This is a genomic window from Photorhabdus sp. RM71S (assembly GCF_042879355.1).
In the GTDB taxonomy this organism is placed as follows: domain Bacteria; phylum Pseudomonadota; class Gammaproteobacteria; order Enterobacterales; family Enterobacteriaceae; genus Photorhabdus; species Photorhabdus kayaii.
In genome coordinates, this window is sequence record NZ_JBHFKV010000018.1 from 24,764 (window position 1) to 40,705 (window position 15,942).

General features: G+C 41.7%; 18 protein-coding genes. 17 read left to right on the forward strand and 1 reads right to left on the reverse strand.

The window, feature by feature from the left end; translation table 11 throughout:
* The first annotated feature begins 465 nt into the window (after nt 1-465).
* The 4 genes from ACGF5R_RS11440 to ACGF5R_RS11455 all read left to right on the forward strand — a co-directional run bounded on the left by ACGF5R_RS11440 (nt 466) and on the right by ACGF5R_RS11455 (nt 3,371).
* Nucleotides 466-1,047, forward strand: coding sequence for an AidA/PixA family protein (locus ACGF5R_RS11440; RefSeq protein ID WP_387690909.1), 582 nt, complete (start codon nt 466-468; stop codon nt 1,045-1,047).
* A gap of 39 nt (nt 1,048-1,086) precedes the next feature.
* On the forward strand, nt 1,087-1,683 hold the full coding sequence (locus ACGF5R_RS11445; RefSeq protein WP_112877094.1) for an AidA/PixA family protein: 597 nt from the start codon (nt 1,087-1,089) through the stop codon (nt 1,681-1,683).
* Between the two features lie 470 nt (nt 1,684-2,153).
* On the forward strand, nt 2,154-2,735 hold the full coding sequence (locus ACGF5R_RS11450) for an AidA/PixA family protein (protein WP_112877093.1): 582 nt from the start codon (nt 2,154-2,156) through the stop codon (nt 2,733-2,735).
* A gap of 39 nt (nt 2,736-2,774) precedes the next feature.
* Nucleotides 2,775-3,371, forward strand: a complete 597-nt coding sequence (locus ACGF5R_RS11455; RefSeq protein ID WP_112877092.1) for an AidA/PixA family protein — start codon at nt 2,775-2,777, stop codon at nt 3,369-3,371.
* Between the two features lie 396 nt (nt 3,372-3,767).
* Here ACGF5R_RS11455 and ACGF5R_RS11460 read toward each other — a convergent pair whose 3' ends face one another.
* On the reverse strand, nt 3,768-4,340 hold the full coding sequence (locus tag ACGF5R_RS11460; protein WP_112896199.1) for a tyrosine-type DNA invertase: 573 nt from the start codon (nt 4,338-4,340) through the stop codon (nt 3,768-3,770).
* Between the two features lie 683 nt (nt 4,341-5,023).
* On the opposite strand from ACGF5R_RS11460, the gene ACGF5R_RS11465 reads away from it, so the two are divergent.
* The 13 genes from ACGF5R_RS11465 (at nt 5,024) to ACGF5R_RS11525 (ending at nt 15,920) form a co-directional block, all read left to right on the forward strand.
* Nucleotides 5,024-5,563, forward strand: a complete 540-nt coding sequence (locus tag ACGF5R_RS11465) for a fimbrial protein (RefSeq protein WP_112877090.1) — start codon at nt 5,024-5,026, stop codon at nt 5,561-5,563.
* An 83-nt stretch (nt 5,564-5,646) separates the two neighbouring features.
* Nucleotides 5,647-6,195 (forward strand): fimbrial protein, encoded by a 549-nt coding sequence (locus ACGF5R_RS11470; protein WP_112877089.1) that lies wholly within the window; start codon nt 5,647-5,649, stop codon nt 6,193-6,195.
* A 19-nt stretch (nt 6,196-6,214) separates the two neighbouring features.
* Nucleotides 6,215-8,770: an outer membrane usher protein gene (locus ACGF5R_RS11475; protein WP_112877088.1), complete on the forward strand. Its 2,556-nt coding sequence runs from the start codon at nt 6,215-6,217 to the stop codon at nt 8,768-8,770.
* 95 nt (nt 8,771-8,865) lie between these two features.
* On the forward strand, nt 8,866-9,615 hold the full coding sequence (locus ACGF5R_RS11480) for a fimbria/pilus periplasmic chaperone (protein ID WP_387690911.1): 750 nt from the start codon (nt 8,866-8,868) through the stop codon (nt 9,613-9,615).
* A 24-nt stretch (nt 9,616-9,639) separates the two neighbouring features.
* Nucleotides 9,640-10,233 (forward strand): fimbrial protein, encoded by a 594-nt coding sequence (locus ACGF5R_RS11485; RefSeq protein WP_387690913.1) that lies wholly within the window; start codon nt 9,640-9,642, stop codon nt 10,231-10,233.
* Nucleotides 10,226-10,816, forward strand: a complete 591-nt coding sequence (locus ACGF5R_RS11490) for a fimbrial protein (protein WP_262980542.1) — start codon at nt 10,226-10,228, stop codon at nt 10,814-10,816. Before ACGF5R_RS11485 ends, ACGF5R_RS11490 begins: the two co-directional genes overlap by 8 nt.
* A gap of 14 nt (nt 10,817-10,830) precedes the next feature.
* A complete protein-coding gene (locus ACGF5R_RS11495) occupies nt 10,831-11,322 on the forward strand; it encodes a fimbrial protein (protein ID WP_112877084.1) in 492 nt (163 codons plus the stop codon).
* Between the two features lie 11 nt (nt 11,323-11,333).
* Nucleotides 11,334-11,879, forward strand: a complete 546-nt coding sequence (locus ACGF5R_RS11500) for a fimbrial protein (RefSeq protein WP_387690916.1) — start codon at nt 11,334-11,336, stop codon at nt 11,877-11,879.
* A 27-nt stretch (nt 11,880-11,906) separates the two neighbouring features.
* On the forward strand, nt 11,907-12,722 hold the full coding sequence (locus tag ACGF5R_RS11505; protein WP_112877082.1) for an adhesin: 816 nt from the start codon (nt 11,907-11,909) through the stop codon (nt 12,720-12,722).
* A gap of 29 nt (nt 12,723-12,751) precedes the next feature.
* Entirely contained in the window at nt 12,752-13,057 is a 306-nt protein-coding gene (locus ACGF5R_RS11510) for a helix-turn-helix domain-containing protein (RefSeq protein ID WP_112877081.1), read from the forward strand.
* Between the two features lie 913 nt (nt 13,058-13,970).
* The gene (locus tag ACGF5R_RS11515; RefSeq protein WP_387690918.1) at nt 13,971-14,528 is read left to right on the forward strand and encodes a fimbrial protein; all 558 of its coding nucleotides are present in this window, start codon (nt 13,971-13,973) and stop codon (nt 14,526-14,528) included.
* 100 nt (nt 14,529-14,628) lie between these two features.
* Nucleotides 14,629-15,348 carry a molecular chaperone gene (locus ACGF5R_RS11520; protein ID WP_387690920.1) on the forward strand — a complete coding sequence of 240 codons (720 nt, stop codon included), beginning with the start codon at nt 14,629-14,631 and terminating at the stop codon, nt 15,346-15,348.
* Nucleotides 15,348-15,920 (forward strand): fimbrial protein, encoded by a 573-nt coding sequence (locus ACGF5R_RS11525; RefSeq protein ID WP_387690922.1) that lies wholly within the window; start codon nt 15,348-15,350, stop codon nt 15,918-15,920. Before ACGF5R_RS11520 ends, ACGF5R_RS11525 begins: the two co-directional genes overlap by 1 nt.
* Nucleotides 15,921-15,942 lie beyond the last annotated feature (22 nt).

The window sequence follows — 15,942 nt, forward strand, 5'->3', positions numbered from 1 at the left end:
CCAAGGATAGGCAGAATTGCATTTAATATAAAAATTAAAAGTTTCACTGCCATATTACTTAATAAATATATCAAATTTATTTTCATTTTATTATTAAACTAGAAATTTATAGTTAAATTAATTATTCGGTATTTTATTTTTTTTACTACATGTTTTTATTGTTAATTTATTATAAATAACAATAAAAAATTAATTTTACAGTTAAATATCACAAAAATATAATATTAACTTAAGAGAGGATGTTGAATTACTCATGTTTGCAAATGGTGATTTAATACTAAAAATAATAATTACTCATTTCAATATTAACATGAAGTTTATTTATATATTGAATAATTGTTGCAAATATATAGATAATTTATTTTTAAAAACTATGATTTATATCAGTGGTTTTTTTTAACTTAATTATTAATATAATAGATGATTGTTAAACAATCTAACACTTTATTGTGAAGGAGAATAGATATGGGCGACGCTATAGCGATTTCGAAATATCAAACTGTAGATATTCTTATTTGTGTGGATGTAGAAGCTATTCTTAGTAATTATGATTTAAGTAAATCAAAAACACTAGGGACGGCAAAATCAGTACATAATAAATATTTTTATTATATAACAAGCAATGGGAATCTTTATACTCCTAAAAATAATGCTAAAGGAGAGTTGGAGGTAATTATTAATGTTGCTGATAGCATTAGATGGAGGCCAATGTCTTTGACGCAGCAATTTGAATATACAGTACTTTTATGCCGCATGAGATTACAAGCTGATGACGGTGGTGATGTTTCGCTTATAACATTACCGCAACTTGATTATGGTGATATTTCTATTCCTTATTTGGCTAAAGCTGATAATAATAATATAAGTAGTGTGGTATATAAAAGAGATGGAGAAAGTCATGGTGGACTAATAACACGATATTATCATGAATCAACAGCGCAGAGGGTGGGGCGTGGTTCGTATGTCTGGTATATGAAAATATATCGTAAAAAACAACTCATCGGATATATTGGTCATGATCCTTTCATTACAGTTCTAGATAATTAAATACTTATAAAACCAATATATAAAAACAGGAATAGTATTATGAATAATATTGAATATACAGAGCTGGATGATGCAAGGTCCATTATTGGTGTACAACTGATTGATGTTCTTGCTATTGTTGATGTAAAAGCTATCACAAATGATCTCGGTAATTCTATTAGTAAGGACCCTGGCAAACCAACGGTAATGGATGATAAATACATTTATTACATTACTTCTCAAAATAATATCTATGTTCCCAAAAATAATGCTCAAGGTACACTTTTAATTCAAGGTAAGGTAGGGGATATCGTTAGATGGCGGGCCTCGACGCTATCAGCTCAATTTGATGATCAAGTATTTTTATATCATATGGCAGGGGTAGGTGCCCAATCGCTAGTTTCGCCTCCAACTCTAACTTCAGCTATATCTCAAGTTGCGGCTCCAAGTAAAGAGGCAACGTTAGGGACTAACCAAGACTATCCTGTAGTACTGGAAACTCGTAATATTTTCAATCAAGGATCTAAATTACGTACTCCAGGTATAGCCAAATATTCATGGTATATATCCATTTTCGAACGATGGAATGTTAAAGATAATATTGGTAATCTTGTTGGTTATCTTGCTCATTCTCCAAATATTCAAGTGGTTGATTAAATTTAACATTACTTAAAAATTTAATAAATCAACCATGAAATATTAAAAGTTGGTAAGTAATCACTGGAAAACAGCGTATAATTTCCAGTGATTTTACTTTATTTACGATGATTAATCGTCATCTAATTATTCAACTAAATGATATATACCCTATGGATTTCAAGTTGCATCGCGACGGCAAGGGAGCGAATCCCCGGGAGCGTAGTTAAATATCAGGAAAGTATCACTTTAACGCAAAAGAAAATGTTGAATTACTCATGTTTACAAATTGTGATTTAATACTAAAAATAATAATTTTTTGATTCAATATTAATATGAATTTCATTTATATGTTGAAAATTTATTGTAAAAATACAAGTAATTTTATTTTAAAAACTATGATTTATATTAGTGGTTTTTTTGATCTTAATTATTAATATAAAAGATGATTGTTAAACAATCTAACACTTTATTGTGAAGGAGAATAGATAATGAGTGACGCTATAGAGAGTTCTAGATATCAAGTTGTGGATATTCTGATTTGTGTCGATGCAGAAGCTATCGTTAGTCATTATGATTTAAGTAAATCACAAACATTAGAAACTGCGAAAGTGGTATCTAATAATTACTTTTATTATATAACAAGTACTGGGAATCTTTATGCTCCTAAAAATAATGCTCAAGGAGAATTGGAGATAACAGTCAATGTTGCTGATGACATTAGATGGAGGCCAATGTCTTTGACACAGCAATTTGAATATACAGTACTTTTATGCCACATGAAAGGAACCGCGATTAGCGGTAATGATGTTACGCTTATAACATTACCGCAACTTGATTATGGTGATATTTCTATTCCTTATTTGGCTAAGGCTGATAATAATAATATCAATAGTGTGGTATATAAAAGAGATGGAGAAAGTCATGGTGGACTAATAACACGATATTATCATCAATCAACGGCTCAAAGAGAGGGGTACGGTCAATATACTTGGTATATAAAAATATATCGTAAAAAACAACTCATTGGATATGTCTGTCATGATCCTTTCATTAGAGTTCTAGATGACTAAATACTTAGAAAACTAATATATAAAAATAGGAATAGTATTATGAATAATATTGAATATACAGAACTGGATGATGCAAGGTCCATTGTTGGTGTACAACTGATTGATGTTCTTGCTATTGTTGATGTAAAAGCTATCACAAATGATCTCGGCAATTCTATTAGTAAGGACTCTGGCAAACCAACGGTAATGGATGATAAATACATTTATTACATTACCTCTCAAAATAATATCTATGTTCCCAAAAATAATGCTCAAGGTACACTTTTAATTCAAGGTAAGGTAGGGGATATAATTAGATGGCGGGCTTCAACTTTATCGGCTCAATTTGATGATCAGGTATTTCTATATCATATGGCAGGAGTAGGTGCCCAATCACTAGTTTCGCCACCAACTCTAACTTCGGCTGTATCTCAAGTTGCGGCCCCAAGTAAAGAGGCAACGTTAGGGACTAACCAAGACTATCCTGTAGTGCTGGAAACTCGTAATATTTTCAATCAAGGATCTAAATTACGTACTCCAGGTACAGCCAAGTATTCATGGTATATATCCATTTTTGAAAGATGGAATGTTAAAGACAATATTGGTAATCTTGTTGGCTATCTCGCTCATTCTCCAAATATCCAAATAGTTGATTAAATTTAACATTACCTGAAAATTTAATAAATCAACCATGAAATATTAAAAGTCAGCAGGCTATCACTGGAAAACAGGGTATAATTTCCAGTGATTTTATTTTCTTCATTCCTGAGAAAGTATCCATTCATGTAATAATGGAATTTTTTATTAAAACTCTCATTAAATACACGTTTTTATTTAATTGTTTTATCTTTTAATTTCCAAGAAAATTATTTTAAAAGTAATTATAAGAAATAATGGGTAGATCTTATAATGTGAATAACCATTTTATCGGATAAAAACCCTCATCAGTATATGGACAAGGATTTTTATAATCGAATGATTGGATGATTTTTTTGTTTTAGAGAGAAATAGTTTCTCATACTACATGTCTTACATAGAAAAGAGATATTGAAATTAATCGAGTCCTTTTGCAGGAGCCTCCCATATTTTGAAAAATCGTTTTACATTGCTTGCGGTGTAAATAACGGTATGGGATATATTTCGATGACCGAGATAATCTTGAATAAGGCGTGTATCTCTTCCTAAATCAGCGAGAGCATAACCACAGGAATGTCTTAACATATGTGGATGAGGTGAAATATTGACTAATGCTTGTTTGCCATAACGCTTTAATAAACCATAAACTTGTTGGCGTGAAATAGCACCTGATTTTTGTGATAAAAAGACCCACTCTGTATCTGATTCTCTCCAACTCTTTCTAATATTAAACCATTGATTTAAAGCTTTAATTTCTTCTGGTATTAGTGGATGTGTTGTTGATAATCCTCCTTTTAATCGTCTGACATGAATAATTTCTGAGTTAAGATCAAGATCGGATAACGTTAGATTGCATAACTCGCTCACTCTAAATCCATGAATGAAGCACATTAGTAGCATGCAATAATCTCGCTCGGCATGATATCCTTGACGTGCTTTTTCTAAAATCGCATTAATTTCATATCTGGTTAAAAACTTACGTTTCTTCATGAAAATAATTCCTGTGAAATTGGGGCGGATAGTTATAGGTAGAGAAATAATATTAATCTACCGGAATATATCAATTAATAGAACTTTTATAAAATTATTAGCTGATAACTCTATTTATTTTGGCAAAAATCTATAAATACCGTTTTTAGATAGTTATAAATAGCCATTTTTTAATAGAAAATATCAGCTTGTAAGCTTTGCAATTATATATTTGGAAATTATTTAACAACAAAAAGAAACTAAACAGAATGCACCAAACTGTAAATATGTTCCTATAAAACGACTGATTAAGTCAAATTTTGTGTAATTCCAAATTGCTAATCTTTAACTATTTATAATATATGGCTTTTTTTCATTATTTTTTACTATTTTTCATACTTTACCATCAAATTATTGTAAAAAATTAGTGGGTTCATCTGAATTCAATCAAATATTAATTCATTAATTAGATTATAAGTTCAAATTAATGTCTTTTTTAGAATATTAACTCCGAAATATCATGCATTCTTAGTTTTTTTGACTGAAAAAAACAGTTTGGTGCATTTTGTTTGGTTTAGAAAATATTAATCCGAGATTTTTAAACTATTTTGCGCTGAATATTAGGTGCATGGGGCTGGAGTCCTGCACGGTTATTTTTTTATGGTTATGGGTATTTTATCCTTAAATTCAAGGAATTAGTTCACATGAGATTGAATAAATTGGTTATGGCCCTGGGGTTAGGTGTGGCTTTGGCTGCCGGTTCGGTAAATGCAGCGAATCCTAGCCAAGGTCACGGAACGGTGACTTTTACCGGGTCTATTACTGATGCGCCTTGTTCTATCACCCCGGAAACGGTTGATCAGGTAGTACCGATGGGCTCTATTTCTAGCGCATCTTTGAAAAACGGTGGCCGTTCTTCTTCCACGCCATTCAAAATTTCTTTAGATAACTGTACGACTGAAACGATAAGTACAGTCACCACGACGTTTGTTGGCGCCAAATCTAGCATCGCCGGCGGTGATGGTTTGCTGGGTATCGAAGGAATTGCTAAAGGTGCGGGTATTGCGATCACTGATGCGGGCGGTAACAAAATAAAACTAGGTACCCCCTCACCGGCTGTAGCTCTGCATGATGGTAATAATGATCTGCATTTTGCTGCCTATCTTCAGGGTGATACTTCACCTGATGCCGTTGTTCCGGGTAATTTCACCGGCATTGCCAACTTCCAGCTGACTTACCAATAAGTCTTTTCATGCACGGAAACGCTTACAAGGAGGCGGGCGTTTCCTAATCAAAAGTTTTGAATAAGTTTAGCTGGAGAGAAGTCATGAGCCGATATTCTGCCGTTGTTGTAGTGCCCTGCCTGTTAATGTTTTCCTGTGTTATTGAAGCTGAAACGGCTGCTCCACAAGGAACGCAAGGATATGGTCGCGTTAGCATGCAAGGCACCATCATTGATACGGCCTGTGCGATTGATGCAGGTAGCCGTGACCAGACGATTGAGTTAGCCACAATCCCGGTAAGCCGGATGATGCATGATGGACAGGGAGCCGTGCGCCCCTTTTCCATCCGTTTGATTAACTGTGTACTGACTTCTGCCGCCTTGGGTAAACCCGATTGGCGCCACTTTCAGGTGATGTTTGATGGCGTGCCGGATGGGAACAATTTCCGGTTATCTGGTGTGGCTCAAGGAGTGGCATTACAAATTACAGACATATACGGCAATCAGGCGTATCCGGGAACTCCACTACCGGTGGGGGACTTACAGGCAGAGCAGATGAAGCTTAATTACGTGATGCGATTGGTGGGCAATCACCAGTTATTGCAAGCGGGGCAGTATCGAACCACGGTTCGGTTCAGGCTGGATTATCACTAATCATCGATCTGGGAATGTTATGGCTTTGTTTTTGGGTTTGACCACTGAATATGACAGGGTGGTCTCGGTTCGGTGTGTCCTGAAACCTCTTATTGTTTCGGTACTGCTTGCTTTAATGGGTACTCATGCGGTGTATGCGGAAGAGGAAATTGAATTTAATACGGACGTGTTGGATGTTCAGGATCGTTCTCGGATTAATTTAAAAGAGTTTTCCCGTGCGGGTTATATCATGCCGGGGAATTATCAGATGACGGTGCGTCTGAATAAAAGCGAACTGCCGGAGATGCCTGTGACTTTTATGGTACCACCGGATGATCCGAAGGAGAGTGTGGCGTGTTTGCCGCCTGAGCTGGTCAAGCAGTTGGGGCTGCGGGCGGAATGGGAATCAAAGATTACCTGGTGGAACAATAACCAGTGTCTGGAGACTAAAACGCTGCCTGGCATGACAGTGCGCGGTGATCTGAGCAGTGACACGTTATACCTGAGTGTGCCTCAAGCCTATCTCGAATATAACTCACCAGACTGGGACCCGCCGTCACGTTGGGATGAGGGGATTTTCGGAATGATGTTTGATTATAACGTCAATGCTCAGATCTCTAAGCCGGCGAAGGGAAGTGCAAATCAGAATGTCAGTGCTAATGGTACGACTGGGATAAATTTGGGGGCGTGGCGCCTGCGGGCAGACTGGCAATCACAGTATAACCACGTCACGGGGCGGGCAGGGAGCACAGAAAAAAACTGGGATTGGAGCCGTTATTACTTGTACCGGGCAATACCACATTGGCAGGCTAAGCTAACGTTGGGTGAGGATTACCTTAATTCAGATATCTTTGACAGCTTCCGTTTTACCGGTTTGAGTCTGGTGACGGATGACAATATGTTGCCTCCGAACCTGCGAGGCTATGCGCCAGAGGTGACGGGGGTAGCGAAAACCAATGCCAGAGTGACTATTCGTCAGCAGGGGCGGGTGTTGTATGAGACCCAAGTTGCGCCAGGTCCATTCCGTATTCAGGACATCAATGATGCAGTGAGCGGCAAACTGGATGTGCGGGTAGAGGAGCAGGATGGCGGTTTACAGGAATTTCAGATCGATACTGCGAATATTCCCTATTTAACTCGTCCGGGCCGGGTTCAGTACAAACTGGCGGCGGGTAAGCCGACTAACTGGAAACATCACAGTGAGGGATCGGGCTTTGGTATTGGTGAGTTTTCCTGGGGAATAAACAATGGTTGGTCGCTGTACGGTGGGATATTGGGGGCCGGGAATTATAACGCGTTGTCATTGGGGGTTGGGCGTGATCTGATGGTTTTTGGCGCTCTTTCCTTTGATGTCACTGAATCCCGCGCCCATTTACCGGCTGAGGACCAAACGTTGACTGGTGGCTCTTATCGTCTCAGTTATTCCAAGCGTTTTGAGGAGTATGACAGTCAGGTGACTTTTGCCGGTTACCGTTTCTCGGAACGTGACTTTATGAGCATGAGCCAGTATCTGGATCGCCGTTATCACGATGGTGATGCGGAGAGTAATAAAGAACTTTACACCATTATGTTGAATAAGCAGTTTACGCATATTGGTACCAGTATCTACTTAAATTACAGCCACCAGACTTATTGGAACCGTTCGAATAACGATCGCTATAACTTATCGATATCACGTTATTTTGATATTGGAAGTTATAAGAATATTAACCTGAATCTGTCTGCTTACCGTAATAAATATGAAGGTAAAAACGACGACGGGATGTATATGACATTATCCCTGCCGTGGGGTAATTCAGGAACTGTCAGTTATAACGCAATGGTCAACCGGGAAGGTAACTCCCACACGGTAGGTTATTACGACCGAATTAATGAAAACAGTAACTATCGTTTAGCGGCTGGCACCAGTATTGATGGCAAGGCTGCGGCTAACGGTTATTTAACCCATTACGGCGATCGTGCTCAACTAACGACCAGTGCAAGTTATCAGGATGGGCGTTATACCACGGGAGCGCTTTCTATTCAGGGGGGGATGACCGTGACGCCGAAAGGCGCGGCATTGCATCGCATTAATATGCCGGGTACCACCCGTTTGATGGTGGATACCGATGGTGTCGGTGGCGTACCGGTGAAAGGCTTTGGCGCGATTACCCATACCAATATGTTCGGTAAAGCGGTGATCTCTGATGTGAACAACTATTACCGTAACAGTGCGAGTATTGATTTGAACAAACTGCCGGACAATGTGGAGGCAATCCGGTCGGTACAACAAGCGACGCTGACGGAAGGGGCGATAGGTTATCGTAAATTCCAAGTGATATCCGGTGAAAAAGCGATGGGTATGATCCGCTTGCCGGATGGTAGCACGCCGCCGTTTGGGGCAACGGTACTGAATAAGGATCAACGGGAGATCGGTATTGTCAGTGATGGTGGGAACACCTATTTGAGTGGGATCAATCCGGGAGAGAAACTGGATGTGCGTTGGGATGGGGAATTGCAATGTGTGATTGAGCTGCCACATCAATTACCAAAAGTAGAAGAGATGGCTTCGTTATTACTGCTCTGCCAGTTAGCCGACGGCAATAAACAGCCATAACTTTCATTGACTGGCAGAGTAAAAACCTTGTTGCTGTCACCGAAGTGTATCGCGGTGACCTGTAATGATTATTCTAAGAATGAGTAATTGAGAGCATGAAATTGAAGAAGACAATCAATGTAGTCACGATCGCTATCCTAAGTCTGTCGGTGATCAGTGAGGCAATGGCGGCGATTGCGCTGGATCGTACCCGGATCGTGTTTAACGGTGAGGATAAGTCCACCAGTATGGATATTAGCAACCAGAACAAAGAGTTGCCGTATCTGGCGCAGGGATGGATAGAAGATGAACAGGGTAACAAAATCAATGGTCCGTTAGTGGTGACGCCACCGGTGCAGCGGGTAGAGCCGGGCGCTAAGAGCCAGGTGAAAATACAGTCATTGCCAACAATCGCGCAGTTACCACAGGATCGGGAAAGCTTGTTCTATTTTAATTTGCGTGAAATTCCGCCACGCAGCAAGAAACCGAATACCTTGCAGATTGCGCTACAAACCCGGATCAAGCTGTTCTATCGTCCGAAAGCCATTTTTGCCAGCCGTACCGATTTGGATAATCCGTGGCAAGAGAAGATGACTTTGACGTGTCAGGGGGACCGATATCAGGTGAACAACCCGACACCCTATTACATCACCGTGGTGGATGCAGCAAGCCAGCTTAAGGGTAAAACGGTGGCAGACTTTAAGCCATTTATGATAGCGCCCAAAAGTAATGCGGTGCTGAGTGGTAGTGCAGGGGCATTAGGGAGTGCGCCGGTACTGACGTATGTCAATGATTATGGTGGCCGGCCGCAATTAACTTTTAGTTGTGCAGGCAACCATTGTCAGGTGACCAAACGTTCGTCGTGACGGGCGAAGCCGGGAGGAACGACGATGAACATCAAGCGGATAGGCTGTGGACTGACACTGGCGATCTGGCTGATACCGGTGATAGAGAGCCAGGCGGTGGAAAAGCGAGCAGCAGATATCGAAGGTTTGCACGGCGAACTGCATGTGTTTGGTGGGCTGACTGAGGCGGCTTGTCGACTGGACATGACCTCTGCATGGCAGGAGGTGAATTTGGGGAGCACGCCAAACAGTGACTTACGCGAGCCAGGTGATAAAGGGACACCGATACCGTTCACATTGAAGTTTCGTGACTGTCTCAGAACCAAAGGGGCCGTAGGTGACAGTCGGACCGGCAATCTGACGTGGAATCAGTTACAGCCGGTGGTGACAGTCAGTTTTGTGGCGCCGGCGGATCGCGATTATCCACATCTGGTGCGGGTGACCGGTATCACCGGGTTGGGGTTACAGATAACAGATACCGCTAACAATGATATCCGGTTGGGAGAGCGGGGACGCCCACGTTTTGTGGCAGCGGGACAGGACAGCCTGGAATATTACGTGACGCCAGTGCGGACACCGGGAGCGCTGGGGATTGGGCAATATCGCGCGGTGGTGGATTTCAGGGTGAATTATGACTAACTCTCTGTGTTCTCTTTCTCTGTGTTCTCTGCGAATAAAAAGACAGTATCGCAGGCAGAAAAAATGGAGTGTATTACTGCTTGGCTGTTTGTTAAGTGTAAATGCTCAGGCTGATTTGCTGACAAAAAGGGGAAATATAGCAGCAAGACCTGTCAGCAATTTTTCGGGTAAAACACCGGTCAATATTTACGGCGTGGTTATCGCACCTCCACCTTGTGTGATTAATAATGGCAATACTATCGATGTAAATTTTGGCGACGTGATGATTACTCGGATTGATGGGGTTAATTATATGCAACCCGTCAAATACACCGTGAAATGTGAAAAAATGCCAGCTAATGCAATGAAAATGATGATATCGGGTAACACTGCCAGTTTTGATCCAGCGGTGTTGCAAACCAATCACACTGGGCTTGGTATCGCTGTCATTCATAACGGACGAAAATTGCCCGTCAATGACTGGATGAAATTTAACTATCCTGATTTTCCTGAATTACATGCGGTGCCGGTAAAAGATATGGCTGCGGTATTGCAAGGCGGCGACTTTGGCGCGGGTGCGACCATGATGGTTGAATACCAGTGAACGGGAGACATGCAATGAACTATTTGATCTATCGTGTTTTCTGGGGTGCGTGCTTGGGATTAATCAGTGTGATGCCGGGACGGGCAGCCGATAATATGTGGTTTCACGGCACACTGCTTGAAGCGCCTTCTTGCGTTATTAATGACGGTAATATGATTGATGTCTATTTTGGTCACAATGTTGGCATCTATCAGGTGGACGGGGTGAATTATACCAAGCCCGTGAATTACCAGTTGGTATGTGCGCCTAATATCTCAGGTTGGAGTTTAGGATTGACAGTGATTGGCCCACCAACCTCATTTGATGCCGCTGCGTTGCAAACCAATATTACGGATTTAGGCATTCGTCTGACGTTGGATGGTAAAGCATTCACCCTTAATGAGCGTATTCCGGTGACATCACAGAAACAGCCGGTAATACAAGCGGTGCCGGTGAAAAAACCAGGAAGTACGTTGCCGGAAGGGGCATTTGAAGTGACGGCGACATTGCTGGCGGAATACCAGTGAAAGGAAACTTAATGAAATATTTAAAATTATTCGTGTTGTGTGTTGGTTTTATGGTTATTGCTGCCACGGTTTATAGTCATCAAGGGGTACAGGCTGCGGATAATATGCGTTTTCACGGTGCGCTGGTTAAAGAACCTTGCACGATTAAATCGGGTGATGAAGATATCCAGCTCGATTTTGCAACAATTTCTGAAAAATATTTGTATCTGCATGGTAGGACCCATAGCGAACCTTTTCTGCTCAGATTATCTGGTTGCGATATGAGTGTGGGCAAATCGATTAAACTGACATTCAGTGGCATGGAAAATACGCAATTGCCGGGCTTATTAGCGTTAAGTGCTGGGAGCCAAGCCGCTGGGATTGCCATTGGTATAGAAACGGCAGAAGGCAAACGGTTGTCGTTGAATAAACAGGGAGATGCCTATCCGTTAAAAGAGGGTGAAAACTTGATTGCACTGCAAGCATATGTGCAGGCAGAACCTATTGCACTAGCTAACCAGACGATTAAGCGAGGCGCATTTCATGCGATTGCGACATTTAATCTAAATTATGACTAATTTGCACAGTTTTATTAGGTAGCTTAAATGAAAAAGTTATTTTCTGTTTGCTTGGTACTTTTATTGCTGTTTTCATCAAGTGCGGCTGCATCGATATTTTCATATATCACTAAATCCGAAGGGATTCCTACAAATGCCTATTATACTTTTGTCATTGAACGTTGGGACCCAGAAAACGATTTTACGCCAAATCCTTGTTATGGTTATTCTGCATGTTGGATATCGGTTAACCATCGCCATTTTGCTGATGGTTATTCAGGGCAGCCCTATAGGCTATTTAATACTCGCGTGGAAAGATTTAAGACAATGAAACAAGTTCAGGCGGAGATATTGAAATATACCAGTTTTCCGATCACCGGCGTTGCAAAACATTTCGGCCCTGCGATTCGATCGCATCAGGAGTGTGTCGGGCTATTTTATGAAACCGATCAAAATGGTTTTCATGGAAGATTATTACCTGGATCTTTATGTGGCGTTGCACCACCACCGATAGGATTTTGTCAGGTCAGAGAAGGCTCCGTTGAACTTAATTACGGTAGTATTGATGAAGCAAAACTGGAAGGCGCAACCAGAGCGGAAAATATCAATGTGACCTGCAATGTAGACATAGAGATTATCGTTACAGCGACGGGTCCTGATAGGGGATTAGTACCTTTAAGAAGTGATGGTAGCTTGAAAGCTAAATTGCTATTAAATGAGGAAAATGGTGAAGATGGTGTTGCTGTGTTTGTACCGGCTGGCGGAAATGTACCCGTTACAGTGAAATCAATTTTACAAAAAAATGGCAGAGTAGAGGCAGGACCTTTCTCAGGATCAGGGGCAATAATTTTGGCGATGCCATAAAAAGGTGTTTTTTTAATTTAAAGGCTGGGATGAAAATGAAACAAGATCATCTATTAGTAGGGAAGCGTATTCAAAAAAGAAGGAAAGAGTTGGGTATGACTGCCGCCAAATTGGCGGAAAAAATAGGTATTAGTCAGCAACAACTCTCACGTTATGAGAGAGGGATAAACCGAATTAATTTATCCCATCTGGTGCAGATCGCTTCAATATTGGAGACACCGATAAACTGGTTTTTCCTTGATTGTAACTATCCTGCAACCAATAACAGCATCAATAAATTAACAGACCAATATATCCCTATTGCGGAGGCTACATTGGGTAAATTTGGATGTTAACTGATCTCGGCTCCAATCGGGGGATCTATAAACCAGTTGATGACTGAGTTTCGTGACCGACGGAACGGTCACTTTTATGATGTCTCTGTCTGCCATGTTATTACCACAACGTTATTACCGCCAATAAATAGCCCATTCTTAATCCATCTCATCTTTTGAAAAAGTTCTTAGAATTCAGATAGTCGTTCAATCATGTAACAGTCAGTTTGTCCGTTGAAATAAGAACTACTTTCACAGCTCAATATGCCTGCTCAATGACGGGCAGTTTCAATCAGCGTGAGTTGAAGATGAACGCTCAAAACGAACCCAATATCAGGCTTAATCAATCACACTCAATATCGAAAATTCATAAGAACAATTAACTTATTTTTTCTCGATTCCGGGGAGTTTGGTTTTTGGACAGTGATAAGAGGGAGGGAACGCAAAGAAAAATGTTACTCAAGGTAGCGACACAGTTCTCGATGACATCAATTTCTGATGTAGGATAAAAAACCGAACATTTAGAGTTATTTTGTTCGGTTATCTTCAACTGCCGGGGCAGTATACGGAAAATTTCATAACTTAAAAGAGATTTTTTGTATTTTTTTGTAAAAAATTACTTAATTTTTTGATTTCAAAGAGAAATTATTTCTTACATTATGAATATTGTAGGTCGTTTAAAGGTTATTTTTTGAGCGATTTGATATTCATTTCCCGATGATAAAGGCTGAAATCCTCAAACCAAACGATATAAGTCAGAAGTCATTTCGTGACGTTAATATTTTTTTGTAAATATTTCATCTAGTTAATAACCGAACAAAATAACTCTAAATGACTAGTAAACGCACCGCGTTGGCGGCCTGTCTGTTTAATCTGTCGTGATGTTGTTTTAGGCAAAATGTATGTAAATAGATGTAGATAAGGAATAGATGAAATGAAAAAGCAAATTTTGAAGACTTGTGTGGCAGCGGCACTGTGCTTGGGAGGAATGTCGCAGGCTATGGCTGATATGGTTAGTGGTGTTGGTATTCTGACAGTGAACTCAACAGTGACCTCAGGGACTTGTGAGTTTAGCGCAATGCCTGCTGTCGATCTTACAGCTCTGACATCAAACATTAGTGTGAAAGATGCTGTAGTAGCAGAGAAAGATGTCCCGATTAAAGTGAAAAATTGCCCTGGTAGTCAAAACTGGAAGAGTGATAGCAACATTACAAGCGTTGAGTTGAGGGTTAAGGGTACAGCAGAAGCAACCGACTACTTTCAGCTTCAGAGTGGAAGTGGTACTCCAATCGATAGTTATGCGGTTAGCCTGAAGGCTGATAATAAACAAGTGGTACCAAACACAGGGATTGAGCTAAAAGGGAACGCCGCGCTAGCCGATGATAAGGATAATACTATCACACTTAAGGCAGGGCTGGTTAAGATTGGTGACAGTGTGGTAACAGCAGGAAACTCCACTGCGGCCCTGACTGTAGGGATAGAGTATAAATAATCAACGCCGTTAGGCACCAATAACACATAGCCGTGGAATTGGACAGGGAAGTCCAATTCTTACTTACTTAACACCAAACCAGACACATTCAGGTGACTCAGTGAAAAGATTGATGACAGCAATGATGGTGGCCGGTCTGTTAGGCGGTGCGGTCACCGCTGCGAAAGCGGGAGGGGTGAGTATTGATGCCACCCGCATTATCTACCCGGCGGACCGTCACGCCGCCACTGCTTCACTGCGCAACAGCAGTCAGGAGGCCGTCTATCTGATGCAGGTGGCGGTCAGTGCCGATCCTGCGCAGAAGAAGTCCGCGCCGTTTCTGGTGACGCCGCCCCTGTTTCGTATGGAGCCGGGCAGCCAGAATCAGGTACGTATTATCAAAACCGGCCAGGCGCTGCCTGCCGACCGAGAATCCCTGTTCTGGTTTACCGCGCAGGCCATCCCGTTAAGCACCGAATCCGACAAACATTCCCGGCAGAGTGTCTCCGGCGGAATACAGATTGCTCTGGCGCATACGATTAAATTGATGTACCGCCCGTCAGGATTGCCGGTTTTACCGGAACAGGGATTTGGTTCACTGCGCTTCAAATCAACAGCCGAGGGGATAACGGTCACGAATCCGTCACCCTATTACATCACCTTCACCTCCCTGAAAGTGGGCGGACAGGAACTGATGACGAAACAACAGAAAGAGAACATGGTATCCCCCTTCTCTGCTCTGGCTTTACCGCTCAAAGGGGCACATTACCCGGCCAAAGTGAGCTGGACAGTGATTAATGACCTCGGCGGAGAATCATCCTATCAGGGGGAGATACCGTAATGTTAAAACCGTGGCCCCTTATCAGACAGACAACCCTGGTTGGCCTGCTCTGTACCGCATCCCTACCCGGGGGAGCGAGCCTCAACACGGCAGAACTGATGCTGGCGCTGACGCTGGAACAGCCAACCTGTGAACTTAACGTACAGACATCCCGTGTTGAGTTTTCATCCATACCGCTGAATGAAGTGCAGCGCAGCGCGGAACATATCGCCGCAGCGGACAACAAGCCTGTTACGCTGGCGTTGTCAGGCTGCGCGGGATCAGCCAGAGCGGGCCGTACCCCGGCGATTAAAATAGCCGGCCCTACACCAGAAAACCACCCGACGTTATTTCGGGATGAAGCCTCCACTGCGGCGGGAAACGTGGGATTTGGCCTGCGCTATCAATCGCCGGGAGGCGGGTTGGGGAGCTACCTGAAAAATGGCGATTATGTGGACTTGGCCCAACCGGGTAACGCCGCCAAAGACAGTCAAATCACTTTCCTGATGGATATGCGACATGAATCTGGCGCGGCGGTGCCGACCCCTGGTGAATTGACCGCGCACATTCAATTTCAATTTGATTATCACTGAGTGCAGCTCAAGTAACAGGTTT

Bases quoted from the DNA above. Each gene is read 5' to 3' on its own strand.
- ACGF5R_RS11475 (WP_112877088.1), top strand. From the start codon at position 6,215: ATGGCTTTGTTTTTGGGTTTGACCACTGAATATGACAGGGTGGTCTCG.
- ACGF5R_RS11450 (WP_112877093.1), top strand. From the start codon at position 2,154: ATGAGTGACGCTATAGAGAGTTCTAGATATCAAGTTGTGGATATTCTG.
- ACGF5R_RS11455 (WP_112877092.1), top strand. From the start codon at position 2,775: ATGAATAATATTGAATATACAGAACTGGATGATGCAAGGTCCATTGTT.
- ACGF5R_RS11485 (WP_387690913.1), top strand. From the start codon at position 9,640: ATGAACATCAAGCGGATAGGCTGTGGACTGACACTGGCGATCTGGCTG.
- ACGF5R_RS11500 (WP_387690916.1), top strand. From the start codon at position 11,334: ATGAAATATTTAAAATTATTCGTGTTGTGTGTTGGTTTTATGGTTATT.
- ACGF5R_RS11480 (WP_387690911.1), top strand. From the start codon at position 8,866: ATGAAATTGAAGAAGACAATCAATGTAGTCACGATCGCTATCCTAAGT.
- ACGF5R_RS11515 (WP_387690918.1), top strand. From the start codon at position 13,971: ATGAAAAAGCAAATTTTGAAGACTTGTGTGGCAGCGGCACTGTGCTTG.
- ACGF5R_RS11505 (WP_112877082.1), top strand. From the start codon at position 11,907: ATGAAAAAGTTATTTTCTGTTTGCTTGGTACTTTTATTGCTGTTTTCA.
- ACGF5R_RS11525 (WP_387690922.1), top strand. From the start codon at position 15,348: ATGTTAAAACCGTGGCCCCTTATCAGACAGACAACCCTGGTTGGCCTG.
- ACGF5R_RS11490 (WP_262980542.1), top strand. From the start codon at position 10,226: ATGACTAACTCTCTGTGTTCTCTTTCTCTGTGTTCTCTGCGAATAAAA.
- ACGF5R_RS11440 (WP_387690909.1), top strand. From the start codon at position 466: ATGGGCGACGCTATAGCGATTTCGAAATATCAAACTGTAGATATTCTT.
- ACGF5R_RS11470 (WP_112877089.1), top strand. From the start codon at position 5,647: ATGAGCCGATATTCTGCCGTTGTTGTAGTGCCCTGCCTGTTAATGTTT.
- ACGF5R_RS11460 (WP_112896199.1), bottom strand. From the start codon at position 4,340: ATGAAGAAACGTAAGTTTTTAACCAGATATGAAATTAATGCGATTTTA.
- ACGF5R_RS11445 (WP_112877094.1), top strand. From the start codon at position 1,087: ATGAATAATATTGAATATACAGAGCTGGATGATGCAAGGTCCATTATT.
- ACGF5R_RS11510 (WP_112877081.1), top strand. From the start codon at position 12,752: ATGAAAATGAAACAAGATCATCTATTAGTAGGGAAGCGTATTCAAAAA.
- ACGF5R_RS11495 (WP_112877084.1), top strand. From the start codon at position 10,831: ATGAACTATTTGATCTATCGTGTTTTCTGGGGTGCGTGCTTGGGATTA.
- ACGF5R_RS11465 (WP_112877090.1), top strand. From the start codon at position 5,024: ATGAGATTGAATAAATTGGTTATGGCCCTGGGGTTAGGTGTGGCTTTG.